Below are 15,923 nucleotides of genomic sequence, written 5' to 3'. Positions count from 1 at the left end.
AGGGGTTATGGTCCACCCAGCAACAAGGCGGGCTGTCCTGCAAACTCGAACAGCTCTTGATACATTGCTCGACATCGGCTTCATCTTTCCTCCTCGGGAAACCGAAGTTCGGGGCCGTGGCATCTGGACTGGCCGCAATCTGGGGCCGGCAGATGTCGCGAAACTCCTCTCTAGAGCCGCAGCAGCCAATGCAAGAGGTGCGGCCATATTCATACGTCTCGGGCCATCGGCCCGGGACGGACATCCTGGCATCGTTATGCTTGACGATCTGAATGCTGAAGCAGTGGCGCGTGTTGCGTCAGATGGCTTGCAGCCGGCATTGACCGTGGAGACGTCACCGGGAAACTTCCAGGTTTGGATCAAGCTCATCACCGCTGGTGAACTGCCGTACCCCGTTGTTCGTGTCGCGGTAAAACGCTTGGCCGAACTTTATGGCGGTGACCCGCGAGCCGTCAGTCCAATGCAACCCGGCCGATTGCCGGGCTTCACCAATCGCAAGCCGAAATACCGGAAGGCAAACGGAAGTTTTCCATTCGTGCGCCTGGTAGATGCCAGTGGCCGTGTTGCGTCCGCGGGCGAAGACCTGCTTACCGAGGTAAAGGCTCACCTAGCGGCACAGCGCGGGCGCGGCCCGGGCTTTGCCCGTGAAACGCCGCCGGTCGCGGCGGTATCCGGCTGTCCTCCAACGACTGATGATTTCGATGTGCTCGACGGGATCCGCCATGTGCAGGAGGCGCGCATTCGGGCCGAAGTTCAACGCGGGACCCGCCCCCTGGAAGCCTCTTCTCCATCAGAGCTGGACTTTGCCGCAGTGGTTGTTGCTCTCGAGGAGGGCGTGTCGGGATCGACGCTGGAGGCATGGCTCACGGCCCGCCGGCCGGAAAAGGCCGCCGGATATGCGGCGCTTACCATCCAAAATGCCGACCGGCATGTGCGGGCACTCGCGAGCACGCCGCAATCGCCGGGCCGCCCATGAAGAAATATCTGACACGGCGCGAGGTCGCGGAAAACTATCCAATCTCGGAAAGTTCCCTCGCTCAACTGGCGATGAAGGGTGAGGGGCCGCGATTTTTCATGCCGCAAAAGCGCGCGCTTTACCTCGCTGATGATGTGGAGGATTGGATCGAGGCGCATGCGGTGATTTCGCGGTCGCGCCCGGTGTTGAAATCCCGCACCCTGGTGGGGCAGGAACCTGTCATGCCGCAGCAGGCTCCCGCGCCAAAAGCGGAAACCGCTCGACGGGAGCCCTCCAAGGAAGAGCCCAAAAAGATGGCGGCGAAAAAAGGCAAGAAGCTCGGAAGGCCGCGCAAGAGCCTGGTGCCATCAGCCAATTCCTGGCTCCGGAACAACACCGATCCTCAATGACGGTTTGTCACCGGAACCAGGATGTTCACCCCGCTATCCGCAGACCTCCAGCAGCTTGACGCTCGCTTTCCATCCGGCGCAGTCGTGCCACTGCATCGGCCACTCGTGGGTGTCGGTAGCGCAACAGCGATTTGATATCGACGTGGCCGGAAAAATCCATGACCTGCTCCGCGGTCCAGCCGTGATCGAAACAACGCGAAATCGCCTCATGGCGGAAATCGTGCCAGCGCCAATGTTCGACATCAGCGCGTAGGCGCGCCCGCTCGAAGGCGTTTTTCAGTGCCTCGGCCGAAATGGGAAAGATGAGGCCTTTCATTTTCTGGCGGCCGGGCAGGCTTTCAACGACGGCCTGGGCTGCGCTGGTAAGCAGAATATCCCTGCCGCGCCCATTCTTGGCATCACGCAGATATATCGTTCCACCGTTGTGACTGTAGTCGGCCCAGCCAAGACGCAGCAGTTCCGAGCGCCTGCACCCGGTCTCAAGAGCAAACCGGGCGGCCGGAAGAAGAAGCTCGTTCCTGGCACGGCCGAACTCCAGGAAAAGTCTGAGCTCTTCATCGGGTTCGAGCCGGATGATCCGTTCATCTCGCACCTTGGGGCGACTGACCTGATCCAGCGGGGAACCGAGCATGTCGAGATCTATGGCGGCCTGTTTCATGACCGGCATCAGCAAGTTCATTTCCCGGCGCACCGTGCTGGATTTTACCTCTTCCAGCCGTAATGCCTTCCAGTCCTCCCAGTCATGGCGAGTGATATGTGCCATGCTCATCTGGCAGAACGGCGGATGGCGCTTTATGAAAACGGACAAGCGCGCGGCATCGCCATCTTTGCCCTTCCGCTCGCCCCGCCGGATTTCCAGGATGGCCTTTTCCAGCACTTCGCCGAGAGTGATGCGCTCGGGAGCCCGGTGATCGCGACGGCTGCCGTGGTTGCGATCGTTGAGGACCTGGACGACGGCGGCATCGGCGTCCGCCAATCGGTCGAAGGTTTTCGTGAAGTCGGGGAAGCCCTTTTTCCGGATCTTGACCTGATAGCCTGTCAGGCGCCCGTCGGCAGTGATGCGTTCGTAGACGTGAGGATGGTTGTTGAGGCGCTTGGTTGGCACGGGACATCGGTTCCTTGAAATCGGATTTGTCCCAAATTTGTCCCAAACCTATGAAAGGAACAAATTTTCACAATAGAAATTTCGCTAAGCCATTGAAAACATTGGCGCACCCGAGAGGATTCGAACCTCTGGCCTCTGCCTTCGGAGGGCAGCGCTCTATCCAGCTGAGCTACGGGTGCTTAGTCGGCCGCTGGTGAACCATGCGGCGGATAGAGCGTCCTCTTACAAGATCCGGTTGCCTTCGGCAATGGCTTTCTGTGCTTATGGACAAGATATCATGGCAACGATCCCCGTGCTTGTGGCGGGCCGGAGCGTTTGGCTGCGAGGTCTATTTGCCTGTGAGCGCCGAGGAAAAGAGGCGGTCGCGGGTGATGTCGTAGACCCAGTTGAAAACAACGGCATAAACGAGAAAGAAGACCACGGCGCCAAGGTCCATGGCCAGAACCGTCAGGAAACTTTCCTGAAGGACATACATGAGTAGTGGCAGCGATACGAAGATCAGGCCCAGCTCGAAGCACAGTCCGTGAAACAGGCGCAAGGGCAGGCGCCGCGACAGCCGGTCGGCGCCGAACACACCATCAAATCCCCAATTGTAGACAAAGTTCCAGACCATGGCGATCAGCGACAGGCTGACACTCAGGGCGGTCATCGTGCCCGCGCCCTTGTCCGTCACCATCATCGCCAGAGGCACGAAAAGGATCAGCGCAATCACCTCAAAGAGGACCGAATGCAGCACCCGTTCTTTAATCGTCATCAATGAAACTCCAAAATCCCGGAGCTCCTTTAATCAATTATGATGATATTAAAAAATCAATTAATATCAGAAATTATGATAATAGCAGCAGATATAGCGGGAGCGGGGCCATGTACAGTCTGGAACATCTCAGAATGTTTGCCGAAACCGTGGAGACAGGGTCTTTCTCGGCCTGTGCGCGCAAGCTGGGCAAGGTGCAGTCCGCGGTCAGTCAGGGGATTGCCTCTCTGGAAGTGGATCTGGATGTAGAACTGTTCGACCGGTCGACGCGCAAGCCGACGCTGACGGCGCAGGGCAGCCGCATTCTGGAATTCGCCCGTTCGATCCTTCGGCAGGTGGATGACCTCAATGCGGCAACAGCCTCGATCCAGAGCGGCGAGGAGGCGGAAGTTCGACTGGCAATGGACAGCGCCCTGGCGCTGCCGCGCCTGCCTCGGATCTTTCACGGCTTCAGTGACCGGTTTCCGACAACTGCCCTTGAAATCGTTTCCGTGGCCAGCCCTGATATCAGCGGCCTTGTGAAAGCGGGCGAAGTGGATCTTGGTCTCATTATTTCCGAAGCCGAGATCGACAATGAAGTCGAACACTGCTTCATCGGCAATTTGCCGTTTCATGCGGTCTGCGCCCCTGACCACCCGCTGGCTAGCCGGCGGCACCTCTCCATGAATGATCTGATCCCATACAGGGAATTGCTTTTAAGAGGGGTGGATAAAACCGGTCTGGATGCCTTTCCAAAAATGTCGACGCTTGCCTGGTTTGCAAACGATTATCGTACGATCTGCGCAATGGTAATGGACGGTCTCGGTTGGGCCTATCTGCCGGCCTTTCTGGCGGATGAATGGATCGCACAGTCCAGAATGCATCGCATGAACATTCGCTTCGACCACAAGCCATGGAGTCCGCCCATTGAAATCCTTATCGCAAAGGAAACGTTTCAGGGACCGGCGACCCGCTGGATGTTTGATGAATTGAAGTCGCTGATTGTCTGACCACTCGTCCGGCCAGGCCAGAGACGGCCAAAAGCATGTCAGTTTCTCAAGTGAGATGGCATGACGCAGCGGACGTTGCCAGCCTCGCTGGCGAGGGAGTGAAAGTTACGCAGCTGAAGTCATGTAAGGCATTGAGGCCTTGTCGCTTTGGAGCGTTGACATGCCGGACCATCGCTCGTCCCTGCAAGCCGGGATCCGAATTTTTTCGCATCCCGTAAAAAAAAACGCGCAGCCGGGAAGACTGCGCGAATAAAGTTACTGTGCACGTGGCCCCATCGACCACGGCGGCAACTCTAGCGGCATCTTCGGCGAATGTCATTACCGTAAAATATTTTATTTTTTGATTCACCGTAATGCGACTGATCGTTATTCATACTGAGTCAAATACGAAACTTTAGTTCGTCTATATTTGCGAATAAGATTCAATAGGTTAAATAAATCAGATTTTCCCTAGCGTCATGCAGTCAACGACTGTTGCGGCAGTATCGCGAATGATTTATTGGCACTTTTGACGATGCTGCGCGTCAATTTGCTCGCCTTTGCCTGTCACCCGAACCCGTGTGATCCCCTTACCGACGAAGCCAAGCTCTTTTGCCGCCGCCAACGTCACATCGATGACGCGCCCCTTGGTAAAAGGCCCGCGGTCGTTGATGCGGACAGTAACGGTTTTGCCGTTCGACAGGTTTGTCACCTCGACCATGGTTCCGAAGGGCAGTGTTCTGTGTGCGGCAGTCAGGCCATTTGGATTGGCTCTTTCGCCGCTGGCCGTCTTGCCGCCAAGCTTGTACCAGGAAGCCTTTCCGCATTGCTCAAAGCTGTCAGCGGCTGCAAGAGCTCCACCGTTGACGAACAGAAATACAGTTGCGCAGGCAAGAGCCAGCCAATTGAAATTCGATTTATTCGAGAAATTCATGAGTGTTTCCATCGGCATGCAGGGCACGGGGACCCGGGTAAGGACAAACGTCAATGAATGAACATCAATTCGCCGCGGCCCTTACGTCAGCATAATGATGAAATTGTGGCAACTCGAAGCACATGAGATGTAGTTCATCGAAAAATAAGTTAAAATTTTAAATAAATCAGATAACTATGGATTAATTTTTCGTTAACCATAAGAAATTGAAGACTTGTGGGAAGTTTTCCTCGCGCAAGTTTACACGTTAAACTGTGTTAGTGATTTCAGAATAAAGACGGCGCGTTGTTGTATTTGAGTTAGCGCCAATTGCGAAGATTTTTTGAAAGGGCGATCTGGTGCAAATCAGCCATCGGTTAGTAAATGACCGGCGGGGGAAATCCGGGAGTGCAGATAGTAAAACGCTCACGGATTTTCACACGTCCTTGCTGGAGGTGCTGCCGCACGCTGCCGCTTACGTTGCCCGGGACGGCAGCATATTGGTCTCCAACACCCATATGATTTCCGAATGCGCGGCGAAGGCTGTTGCCGATGTTCCCTCGGGTCTGAAGGACTTGCTGTCCGAAGCCAGCTGGAAGCGATGCGAGGTCGTGCTGTCGGCGGCCTTCAGCGGTGTTCCGGCGCAAGCAAGCGGCGCCATTTACCTCCAGTCGGGCACCATCTTCTGCCATCACATGATCTGTACGTCGTTCATTTCCCTGACCGGAGAGCGCAAGGCCGTGCTTGTCCAGTTTGACATGGAAGACGTTGGTCAGGACGAAATAAACGGACAGGCAGAGCCCGTTGAGCATCGAAACGCGGAAACAGCGGACGGTCTTGAAAAGGGATTGCTGGAACATTTCCCTGACGATGTCCTGATTTTCGACGGCACAGAGACTTACCAGCAGAAGGCCGAGATGCTCTTGAAGGTCACAGCCTGCAATTTCGATGCGGATCAGTTGACCGAGATGCTGGTGTCGATCGGTGAGGACCTGCCGCATACGTTTTACATACCGCAAAATGGCGAGACCGATCCTTCCGGCGCCGCAGATCGTCAGATGTGCGAAGTCAGGATGTTCCCGCTTCCAAAGACCCGCAACCGCAGGGAAGGTCAGGCGGTATCGATGGCAATCATCAGGCGGAATGTCGATTGCCCGCGGGAAGTTGCCGAAAACCGTCGGTTGGCCTATCAGGACCCGCTGACGGGACTGGAAAATCGCCGGGCCTTCAAAAAGGCCCTGAACCGTGAACTCGTACGTCTCTCCTCCGACACGGATACCGGTCTCGCGATTTTCTATATCGATCTCGATGAGTTCAAGAAGGTGAATGACCTCGGAGGGCATGATGCGGGGGACGACATGCTTCTGCGGGTCGCTGCCTGTCTTCGTCTGACCCTCGGTGAGTTCGGCACCGTTGCCCGTATCGGCGGAGACGAGTTTGCCGGCATGGTGCCAGCGGCCAACGAAGAGGCCGCGTTGGAAATTGCCGAGAAGATCCTCGACGGGTTTGACCGGATTCGCCTGGAAGTCGGCGAACGGGTATTCACCATCGGAGGATCGATCGGAGTTGCCTTTGTCGACAGTGACGTTTCGCTGAAGGATGGTGATGCAGCCAGCATTCTCGGGCTGGCCGACAGGGCCTGCCTGCGCGGCAAGAGATATGGCGGACAATCGGTTCACATCCATAGCGTCCAGTCTAGTGACTGCCAGACCAGAGGCAGTGAATTGGCGGAGTTGCCGGAGCCCAGCAGCTTCCGGGCAAGCGAACTGGCGCTTTACGCCATGCCAATCATGTGCCTGAAGAATGACAGGATTTGCGGTTCGGAGGTTCTTTTGCGGCTGCAGGGAGACCGGGCAAAGGGAATCTCGTCTCGCGCCTGGATCTCAGCGGCCGAGCGGTCCGGCTTCATTGCGCAAGTTGACGCTTGGGCGCTGGACAAGGTTCTTGACGCCGCTGAACGCAATCCGGTGCGTTCTCTGCTGACAATGAATGTATCGGCGGAATCGGCGCGTGATCCGAATTTTCGCGATGGCCTTTATCACCGTTTATCGGTCAATCCGCTTCTGGCGTCGCGGCTTTGCCTGGAAATTGCGGAAAGAGACTTCCTGCGCGAACCGGCAACAGTAGAATCGTTCTTCAATTTTGTCAGCGAATTCGGCTGTCAGACTGCGATTGACGATTTTGCCGGTCACTGGCCCGTTCTCTCACGCCTGACCGGTCTGCGGGTCGAGTGGCTCAAACTGGAATCGAGCCTGACTCAGCAGGTTGTCGATGAGCCCGCAAAGGCAGCTATCCTGAACGGTCTCGTCAGGGCTGCTCATGAGCTTGGCATTAAGGTGATCGCCAAGCATGTAGAGACTGCCGAGGAAGCGCGGTTGCTGCAGGAATTCAATATTGAAGCGGCACAGGGCTTTTACTTCGGCAAGCCGGAACCCTGGACGTCCTGACGAAGAAGTTGCGGAAGTGCGCGAGATCAACAAAAAAGAGCGGCGAAATCGCCGCTCCTGATCGTTGACAGACGTGCGTCTTCGTCAAATGTCGAGGTTTGCCACCGCGAGCGCGTTGTCCTGGATGAACTCACGGCGCGGGTCAACTTCGTCACCCATCAGCTTGGTGAAGATGTCGTCGGCATCGTCTGCCTCTTTCACCTTGACTTGCAGCAGGGACCGGACATTCGGATCGAGCGTGGTTTCCCAGAGCTGCTCGGGGTTCATTTCCCCCAGACCCTTATAGCGCTGCAGAGAGATACCCTTCTGACCATACGCGTAAACCTGCTGAAGCAGTGCTCGAGGCCCGCGGATTTCCGTCGGGATATCCTTACGGCGAAGGAGTGCGGCCTTGCCGTAAACTTCGTGCAGATGGTCCGCGTGGGCTGCAAGACGCCGGGCATCGGCTGAGCCGAGCAGAGCGGCATCGATCGTGGCCGCCTCTTCGACACCGCGCACCGTGCGCCTGAAGACCAGGCTGCCGTCGTCGCGTGCTTCACCGGTCCAGCCGCGTTCAAATTCGTCTGCCAGAATGTCCATGCGCCGGGCGATATAGGCCGCTGCCTCTTCCGCTTTGGAATGATCTTCCAGGATTTCCGCAGTGAGCGCGCCGGCGATGGCTGCCTGCTCGACGACATCGCGATTGTAACGCGAGTGCAGTCCGTCGAATATATCGGCAATCTTGCGAGCAGTTTCTACAACCGAAAGCAAATCCTGGCCCGTTCTGACTTCTCCGCCCGAAAGGGTCAGGGACGCGTCATCGAGGCCTTGCGCGATAAGGTAGTCCTCCAGAGCCGCCTGATCCTTCAGATACTGCTCCGACTGACCGCGCTTGACCTTGTAGAGCGGCGGCTGAGCAATATAGACATAACCGTTTTCGATCAGGTCTGGCATCTGCCGGAAAAAGAAGGTCAAAAGAAGAGTTCGAATGTGAGCACCATCCACGTCAGCATCGGTCATGATGATGATCTTGTGGTAGCGTAGCTTCTCGACGTTGAATTCCTCTTTGCCGATGCCAGTGCCAAGTGCGGTGATCAGCGTGCCGATTTCGTTTGAAGACAGCATTTTGTCGAAACGGGCACGTTCAACGTTGAGGATCTTGCCTCGCAGCGGCAACACGGCCTGATTTTCCCGGTGACGACCCTGTTTGGCCGAGCCACCCGCGGAATCACCCTCCACCAGGAACAATTCGGCTTTCGAAGCATCCCGTTCCTGGCAATCCGCCAGTTTGCCGGGAAGCGAGGCAATATCCAGAGCGCCTTTGCGCCGGGTCAGTTCACGCGCCTTGCGGGCCGCTTCGCGGGCGGACGCGGCTTCGACAACCTTGGAGACGATCGACTTCGCAGGTGCTGGGTTTTCTTCCAGCCACTCGCTAAGCGTTTGTGAAATAAGGTTTTCCACGACCGGTCGAACCTCGGAAGACACAAGTTTGTCCTTGGTCTGCGAGGAGAATTTCGGGTCCGGAACCTTTACCGATAGAACGCAGGTCAATCCTTCACGGCAATCGTCGCCGGAAAGAGACACCTTTTCCTTCTTCATCAGGCCGGCCGCTTCCGCATAACCGGTAACCTGACGTGTCAGTGCGGCCCGGAAACCGGCCAGGTGCGTACCACCATCGCGCTGCGGGATGTTGTTCGTGAAGCACAGAACCTGTTCGTGATAACTGTCGTTCCACCACATGGCGGCTTCGACGGTGATACCGTCACGTTCTGCCTGAATGCTGATCGGTTCTTCGATCAAAGGATGTTTTGCCCGGTCCAGATAACGGACAAAGGCTTCCAGGCCGCCTTCGTAGAACAGCTCCTCGACCACATCTTCCACGCCGCGCTTGTCCGTCAGGATAATCCGGACACCGGAATTGAGGAACGCCAGTTCACGCAGGCGGTGCTCAAGCGTGCTCAGGTCGAATTCCGTTTTGGAGAAAGTTTCCGGGGAGGGCAGGAACGTAACTTCGGTTCCCTTCTTGCCGTTTGCCGGTCCAACAACCTCAAGGGCGCCTTGCGCTTCACCATGCGCAAACGTCATGAAGTGTTCCTGGTCGTTGCGCCAGATGCGCAGGTCAAGCCGGGTGGAAAGTGCATTCACCACCGAAACGCCAACGCCGTGCAGACCGCCGGAGACCTTGTAGGAGTTCTGGTCGAACTTCCCGCCTGCATGCAGCTGGGTCATGATCACCTCGGCCGCCGAAACGCCTTCTTCCGGGTGCATGTCAGTCGGGATGCCGCGGCCGTTGTCGGAAACGGTCACCGAACCGTCCGGGTTCAGCGTGACGGTTACATGGTCAGCATGTCCGGCCAGGGCCTCGTCGATGGCGTTGTCCACCACCTCGTACACCATGTGGTGAAGGCCGGAGCCGTCATCAGTGTCGCCGATATACATGCCGGGCCGTTTGCGCACGGCATCAAGGCCTTTCAGGACCTTGATGGACTCTGCGCCATATTCGGCACCGTTCTCGGTTTCAGGAGTTGGAACAGGCTCTGACGTGGATGTGTCGCTCATGCGAATCAATCACCAATCGGTTTATCTTTTCTACCCCCGTTATACGGGGTTCCTTGGGGCGTTCAACCACGTGGGGGCTGTAAGCAAGCCAGCAAAGGGATTCTGGTGGAAAACCATAAGATTCAGGCGGTTTTATGAGGTTTGCCCGCCAGTGAGGAGACGGCCACCGTGATCCTTGATCTCAAACACCTCGGCCCCGGGCGGCAAGGCTTCGAAAAGCGCTTCGTCGGTTCCGGTCATGAACACCTGTCCTCCCAGGCCATTCAGCTTGGTGAACAGGGCTTCCCGGCGGTTCGGATCCAGATGAGCTGCGACCTCGTCCAGGAGGAGGACGGGGGTCATTCCTGAGACTTTGGCAGTCAGTTCCGCATGGGCCAGAATGAGTCCGATCAGGAGAGCCTTTTGCTCGCCGGTTGAGGATTGGGCTGCCGGCATGTCCTTCGCAGCGTGTCGGACCTTCAAATCGCTCAGATGCGGGCCGGTGAGCGTTCTGCCGGCGGCACGGTCGCGCGGACGTCCGTCACGCAACATTCGCCGGTAATGATCTTCCCGATCCGAGGCGCTGAGACCGATCGTTTCAGCCTCGAAGGCTCCCTCCAGCGTCACCGCGGCATGCGGGAATGGAAGGTCCTGTTTGGCCTGGTCTGCAATCATCTGGCTGAGCAGACCTACAGTTTCGTTTCTGGCGATGGAAACGGCTGTCCCCAGTTCGGCCACCTGGATTTCCAGAGCATTCAGGAAGGTATCGGATCCACCCTGATCCAGAAGACGGTTACGCTGACGCAGGGCATTTTCGAAATCGCTGACACGTCGCCCGTGAGCCGGGTCGATGGCAAGTGTCAATCGATCGAGGAACCTTCGCCTGTCGGAGCCCGAGCCGGTGAAAAGTCCGTCCATCGCAGGAACCAGCCACAGGACTCGAACATAGTCCAAGAGCGTTTCCGATCCACGAACCTCTTCTCCGTCGATCCGCACCTTCCGGCCACTGGTGCCTGCCATCAGGCCGGTGCCGATCTTCGTCTCGAAGCCGTCGAGCAGTACCGTGGCGGCAACGCTCCAGCTGCCGTCTCCGTCCTTTCGGGAAACGTCGGCCAGGCTCGCTCTTCTGATGCCGCGGCCGGCGGTGAGGAAAGATATGGCTTCGAGGATGTTGGTCTTGCCGGCGCCGTTCGCGCCGACAAAAGCTGCCAGTTTCGCCGAAAGGTTCAGCGACAGGCTTTCATAATTCCGGAAGTTGGTCAGGGACAGGCGGGTCAGCTGCGCTGTCCTGAATTCAGTCATCAAACCGCTTCCGTGTGCCTACGCCGTTGCCAGTCCTCAGACCCGCATCGGCATCAGGACGAACAGGCAATCGTCGACCGTATTGTCCTGAATGAGAGTGGGTGAACCGGAATCTGCCAGCCGGAACAAGGCTGTATCGCTGTTCAGCTGGTTGGCGATATCGAGCAGATAGCGCGAGTTGAAGCCGATCTCGAGAGGCTCAGCATCATATTCGACGGCAAGTTCTTCCGTCGCGCTGCCAGAGTCCGGATTGTTGACCGTCAACACCATGCGGCCCTCATCAAGGGAGAGTTTCACTGCACGGCCGCGCTCGGAGGATATGGTAGAAACGCGATCGACAGCTTCCTTGAACTCATCCCGGTCAACCCGCATTTCCTTGTCATTGCCTTGCGGAATAACGCGGCCATAATCCGGGAAGGTTCCGTCGATCAGTTTGCTGGTCAGAACGATGGAGCCGGTGGTGATCCGGATCTTGGTGTCGGACAGCTCGATCTGCACGTCAGCTTCCGGGTCTTCCAGAAGCTTTTGCATCTCGCCGACCGTCTTGCGCGGAACAATGATGCCCGGCATGCCGGAGGCACCTGAAGGTGCTGGTACTTCAGCCTGAGCCAGGCGGTGTCCGTCGGTTGCCACGGCACGGAACTGCTGGCCGTTGCCGGCATCAACCGTGTGCAGGTAGATACCGTTCAGGTAATAGCGGGTTTCTTCCGTTGAAATCGCAAACTGCGTTGTGTCGATCAGCTTGCGGATATCAGCCGCCGTCAGCGCAAAACCGTGCGTGAATTCGCCTGCAGTGAGATCCGGGAAGTCGGTCTCCGGCAACATCTGCAGTGTGAACTTCGAGCGGCCGGCCCGAATTTCCAAAGTGGCATTGTCACTCGTGGTTTCCAGAACAACCTGGGAACCTTCCGGGAGCTTGCGCACGATGTCATAGAACATGTGTGCCGGTACGGTGGTGGCGCCAGGCATTTCGACCATCGCCGGAACGGCTTCAACGATCTCGAGATCGAGGTCGGTGGCCTTGAGGTTCAACGCGCCGCCATCGGCGCGGAGCAAGACGTTCGACAGGATGGGAATGGTATTCCGGCGTTCGACCACCCGGTGAACATGGGTCAAGGACTTGAGGAGGTCGGTCCGCTCGAGGGTCGCTTTCATACGCTCATTCCGTACTCATGAAAAGCCAGACGGAACCGTCTGGCAAAACTGGACTTAGGGGCTCCTGTAAGGAGCGGGGGGAAGACACTGCCCTCAACTGCGGCCAAAAGCAAGGGGGCGTCCCCCTGGAACGCCCCCGAAAATGGTAGAATATCGTGTATTTTAACCCTAAGAGCACTCAATTTTTCTTCCCACGTGAATTTTCACGAAAAAGAAGGAAATACTCACCGGCCATACGCGACATCACGCAGGACCTAAGGACCTGCGTGACAAGTGCCGGGATCAGGCGTCCAGCATGCGCTTGAGCAGTTCGAGTTCCTGCGCAAGGGCGTAGTCGCCACGAGCCATTTCTTCGATCTTCCGCACAGCGTGCAGCACCGTTGTATGGTCGCGATTGCCGAACCGGCGACCGATTTCCGGAAGCGACCGGGGAGTCATCACCTTGGCAAGATACATTGCGATCTGGCGCGGACGGACAATCGTCCGGGTCCGGCGAGCCGACAGCAGGTCTGCCTTGGTCACGTTGTAGTGCTTTGAAACAACACGCTGAATGTCTTCGATCTTGACCCGGCGCGGTTCGCTGGAGCGAACCAGATCACGTAAGGTCAATTCAGCCATTTCTTGCGTGATCGGCTGATTGGTCAGCTGGTTGTGAGCGACTAGTCGATTGAGTGCGCCTTCAAGGTCGCGGCCGGAAGAGGCCACATGCCGGGCGACGTAGTCCAGAACACTGTCCGGCACGTCGAACTGCGGGTAGTTTTTCTGCGCCATGTCGACCCGGGAAACCAGAATGTTCCGCCGCAAAACGAAATCTGGCTCCTGAATGCCGACAACCAGACCGCCAGAAAGGCGAGAGCGTACACGGTCGTCCAGCGTGTCGAGCTCCGACGGAGCCCGGTCGGCCGCAACGATGACCTGACGCGCACCGTCGATCAGCGCATTCAGGGTATGGCAGAATTCCTGCTGCACCTGTTTGCCGTGCAGGAATTGCATGTCGTCGATCAGAAGAAGATCGATGGTGCGCAGCGTTTCCTTGAATGCCAGTGCCGACTGGGACTTCAGGGCTGCGACGAATTTGTACATGAAGTGCTCGGCCGTGAGGTAAAGCACTTTGCGTCCGCTTGCCCGCGCCTTCGCGGCAACCGCCTGCATCAGGTGGGTCTTGCCCAGACCGACCGAGGCATGGAGGTAAAGCGGATTGAAGGTAACGGCACCACCAGCAGCGACCTGTCGGGCTGCGGCGAGGGCCAGATTGTTGGATTCGCCCTCGACAAAAGTCTCGAACGTATACTTGGGATCGAGAGCGGCACCTTGCAGAACGTCACGTGCGCTGTCTGCTGCCGTTTCACCGCGGCCGAGAGCTGCGGTTGCCGCCTGAGCACGGGTTACCTGTGTCGCATCGACCAGGGCATCGCCGCGGGAATCCGCCGAAACAGGCTTTGCGCCAGACGGAGCTGTGAGGCTCGGCTTGGCAACTGGGGTCTGACGCGGCCGGATAGCTCCGCGGACAGTCAGTTCAATGCGGTGCACATTGTCGCATTCACGCTGCCACAGACCCATCAGCTGGTCATTGTAGTTGTTCTGGATCCACTGTTTTAGGAAACGGGTCGGAACGGATAGGCGCACAGTGCCATCCTGATGTTCCTCGAGGTCTACACGTGCAAACCAGCTGGTAAATACATCATCGCCCAATTCTGCGCGAAGCTGCTTTTTTACCCGCTTCCAATGTTCGGAGCCGCCTGCCTCCTGAACCTGCATGTCATCTGCCTCCTGTACAATGAAGAACGGTCCGCCACAGCCGTTCTTCGGCGCCTTGCTGCTTTTGCAGCATTATTTTGTCCCTTTTTGGGACGGTTATGGTTGTTGACGCCCGAAATTATCCGGCCGCCTGTCCCCTTCGCGAGGAAAGGGTGTCTAACTTTGTGTCCAAGGCAGTCCGGCGGCCTTCCAGCCGGACTGAGTTCCGCGGTGGCTCTCCGCATCAAGCGGGCCTTCAAAACCGTCGGAAACGTTGAAGCATTGTGTGTAACCGGCCTGCGTCAGGGCTATCGCTGCTGCCTGGCTCCGTGCGCCGGAGCGGCACAGAAAATAGATTGGAGCGCTAAGGTCAAGTCCTTTTTTGACCAGGTGGTCTGAAACTGTTGCGGCAAATTCCGGGTTGGGGCCGGAGGAGGGAAAGCTCTGCCATTCGATCAGCAAGGTTTCCTTGCCGATAGCGCGCAGATCCGGCACACCGACAAACGCCCATTCAGCCTGCGTTCTAACATCGACAAGGACCGCGTCCTGTGTGTCGGAAAGCGCATCGAATGCCTCCTGGGAGTTCACATTTCCAGCGTAGCTACCCTCAATTTGCACAACAGCCCCCTTCAATAGCCAAGGGCTATTGATTAAAAGTAATAACAAGAATTTGGGAAAGAGAACTAAGCCTAAATGTCGCTAAGCGCGCAGTATGGTGAATACATTGCTGTATTCGTACCGTGCTCTTAATGCCCCGTGCTCAGATATATATAAAGTTGACTTGTTCATTTTTGGTCCAAGCACTGTTTTTTAGGTTGTTCGCTGATCTTTTCCCTGCCAGCCAATTGTTAATATACAGACCGAGCGGAGCGGGGCAACAGCGGGGTTTACCGTAAGGCCGGTCAAATGCGTTTCTGCCCCAGCGTCATCGATTATTTGCATGCTGTTGCCGATTCACCAAACGCTTTTCACAGCAATGACTTTTTGCTTTGCGGGGCGCTGTCACAATCCAAAAACAACAATTTTAAAAAAAAATTCACGATGGGCGACTTGACTCGTATCGAATCCGGTTTGATTAGGTTACTCAACCCCTACATGTACATAAGTTATTGAAAACAAACGAAATTTACTGTCAGTATTGTAGCTGGTAAAATTGACAATGTTGCGCGCACTGGTTGTTGAGTTGCTTCATCCACAAAATTGCGCGGCTAAAAAAAACCCGGCACTGAGGCCGGGTCTTTTTAACGGTCATATGACGGAAGAATTATGCGCCGAGTGCCTTGATGCGGGCATTGAGGCGGGAAACCTTCCGGGAAGCCGTATTTGCGTGCATGACGCCTTTGGTCGCTGCGCGCATGATTTCCGGCTGTGCTGCCTTGAAGGCTTCGTTTGCGGCACTCTGATCGCCAGAAGCGATGGCTTCTTCAACGTTGCGCAGGTAGGTGCGTACGCGGCTCCGGCGAGCTTTGTTCGTGGCCGTCCGGCGGGCAATCTTGCGGGCCGCCTTCTTGGCCGATGGTGTGTTGGCCATGGGCTCAATCCTGATCGGTAATTGGGACTAATGTCCGGTGGCGATCGGGACCAAGGCGCGAGTGCCGTATGACCCGATCAAAAAACAACGGCGGCGGAAGACCGCCACCGATTGGGCGCTGCTTATAAT

The 15,923-nt window shown here is 56.8% G+C and carries 13 protein-coding genes and 1 tRNA gene; 4 read left to right on the top strand and 10 right to left on the bottom strand.

What is annotated here, in order from left to right; all coding sequences use genetic code 11:
• Positions 1-7 precede the first annotated feature (7 nt).
• Positions 8-976 (top strand): DNA-primase RepB domain-containing protein, encoded by a 969-nt coding sequence (locus ABLO27_RS12765; RefSeq protein ID WP_353033292.1) that lies wholly within the window; start codon positions 8-10, stop codon positions 974-976.
• A complete protein-coding gene (locus tag ABLO27_RS12760; protein WP_353033291.1) occupies positions 973-1,365 on the top strand; it encodes a helix-turn-helix transcriptional regulator in 393 nt (130 codons plus the stop codon). Before ABLO27_RS12765 ends, ABLO27_RS12760 begins: the two co-directional genes overlap by 4 nt.
• Positions 1,366-1,390: 25 nt before the next feature.
• Here the strand turns inward: ABLO27_RS12760 and ABLO27_RS12755 are convergent, their stop codons facing one another.
• From ABLO27_RS12755 to ABLO27_RS12745, 3 genes are all read right to left on the bottom strand, one after another.
• Positions 1,391-2,470 carry a tyrosine-type recombinase/integrase gene (locus ABLO27_RS12755; RefSeq protein ID WP_353033290.1) on the bottom strand — a complete coding sequence of 360 codons (1,080 nt, stop codon included), beginning with the start codon at positions 2,468-2,470 and terminating at the stop codon, positions 1,391-1,393.
• Positions 2,471-2,572: 102 nt separating this feature from the next.
• Positions 2,573-2,649 (bottom strand) — tRNA-Arg (locus ABLO27_RS12750).
• A gap of 149 nt (positions 2,650-2,798) precedes the next feature.
• Positions 2,799-3,224 (bottom strand): PACE efflux transporter, encoded by a 426-nt coding sequence (locus ABLO27_RS12745; protein ID WP_353033289.1) that lies wholly within the window; start codon positions 3,222-3,224, stop codon positions 2,799-2,801.
• Between the two features lie 110 nt (positions 3,225-3,334).
• Between ABLO27_RS12745 and ABLO27_RS12740 the strand changes: the two genes are divergently transcribed.
• Complete coding sequence (locus ABLO27_RS12740) at positions 3,335-4,213, top strand: LysR family transcriptional regulator (protein WP_353033288.1); 879 nt, start codon at positions 3,335-3,337, stop codon at positions 4,211-4,213.
• 496 nt (positions 4,214-4,709) lie between these two features.
• On the opposite strand, the gene ABLO27_RS12735 is transcribed toward ABLO27_RS12740, so the two are convergent.
• Positions 4,710-5,126, bottom strand: a complete 417-nt coding sequence (locus tag ABLO27_RS12735) for a septal ring lytic transglycosylase RlpA family protein (protein WP_353033287.1) — start codon at positions 5,124-5,126, stop codon at positions 4,710-4,712.
• A gap of 434 nt (positions 5,127-5,560) precedes the next feature.
• Here ABLO27_RS12735 and ABLO27_RS12730 point away from each other — a divergent pair, with 434 nt between their 5' ends.
• Complete coding sequence (locus tag ABLO27_RS12730) at positions 5,561-7,552, top strand: GGDEF and EAL domain-containing protein (RefSeq protein WP_353033516.1); 1,992 nt, start codon at positions 5,561-5,563, stop codon at positions 7,550-7,552.
• 84 nt (positions 7,553-7,636) lie between these two features.
• Here the strand turns inward: ABLO27_RS12730 and gyrB are convergent, their stop codons facing one another.
• The 6 genes from gyrB to rpsT form a co-directional block, all read right to left on the bottom strand.
• Entirely contained in the window at positions 7,637-10,090 is a 2,454-nt protein-coding gene (gyrB, locus tag ABLO27_RS12725) for a DNA topoisomerase (ATP-hydrolyzing) subunit B (protein WP_353033286.1), read from the bottom strand.
• A 132-nt stretch (positions 10,091-10,222) separates the two neighbouring features.
• Positions 10,223-11,371, bottom strand: coding sequence for a DNA replication/repair protein RecF (recF, locus tag ABLO27_RS12720; protein ID WP_353033285.1), 1,149 nt, complete (start codon positions 11,369-11,371; stop codon positions 10,223-10,225).
• Between the two features lie 36 nt (positions 11,372-11,407).
• Positions 11,408-12,526 carry a DNA polymerase III subunit beta gene (gene dnaN, locus ABLO27_RS12715; protein ID WP_353033284.1) on the bottom strand — a complete coding sequence of 373 codons (1,119 nt, stop codon included), beginning with the start codon at positions 12,524-12,526 and terminating at the stop codon, positions 11,408-11,410.
• Positions 12,527-12,808: 282 nt separating this feature from the next.
• Positions 12,809-14,284 (bottom strand): chromosomal replication initiator protein DnaA, encoded by a 1,476-nt coding sequence (dnaA, locus tag ABLO27_RS12710; protein ID WP_353033283.1) that lies wholly within the window; start codon positions 14,282-14,284, stop codon positions 12,809-12,811.
• Between the two features lie 156 nt (positions 14,285-14,440).
• Positions 14,441-14,875 (bottom strand): rhodanese-like domain-containing protein, encoded by a 435-nt coding sequence (locus tag ABLO27_RS12705; protein WP_353033515.1) that lies wholly within the window; start codon positions 14,873-14,875, stop codon positions 14,441-14,443.
• 652 nt (positions 14,876-15,527) lie between these two features.
• Positions 15,528-15,794: a 30S ribosomal protein S20 gene (rpsT, locus tag ABLO27_RS12700; protein WP_353033282.1), complete on the bottom strand. Its 267-nt coding sequence runs from the start codon at positions 15,792-15,794 to the stop codon at positions 15,528-15,530.
• Between the last annotated feature and the right edge of the window lie 129 nt (positions 15,795-15,923).

It is taken from the genome of Roseibium sp. SCP15 (genome assembly GCF_040329435.1).
Taxonomy (GTDB): domain Bacteria; phylum Pseudomonadota; class Alphaproteobacteria; order Rhizobiales; family Stappiaceae; genus Roseibium.
Note: the sequence above shows the minus strand (reverse complement) of the source record. Positions and strands in the feature narration are given on the sequence as shown.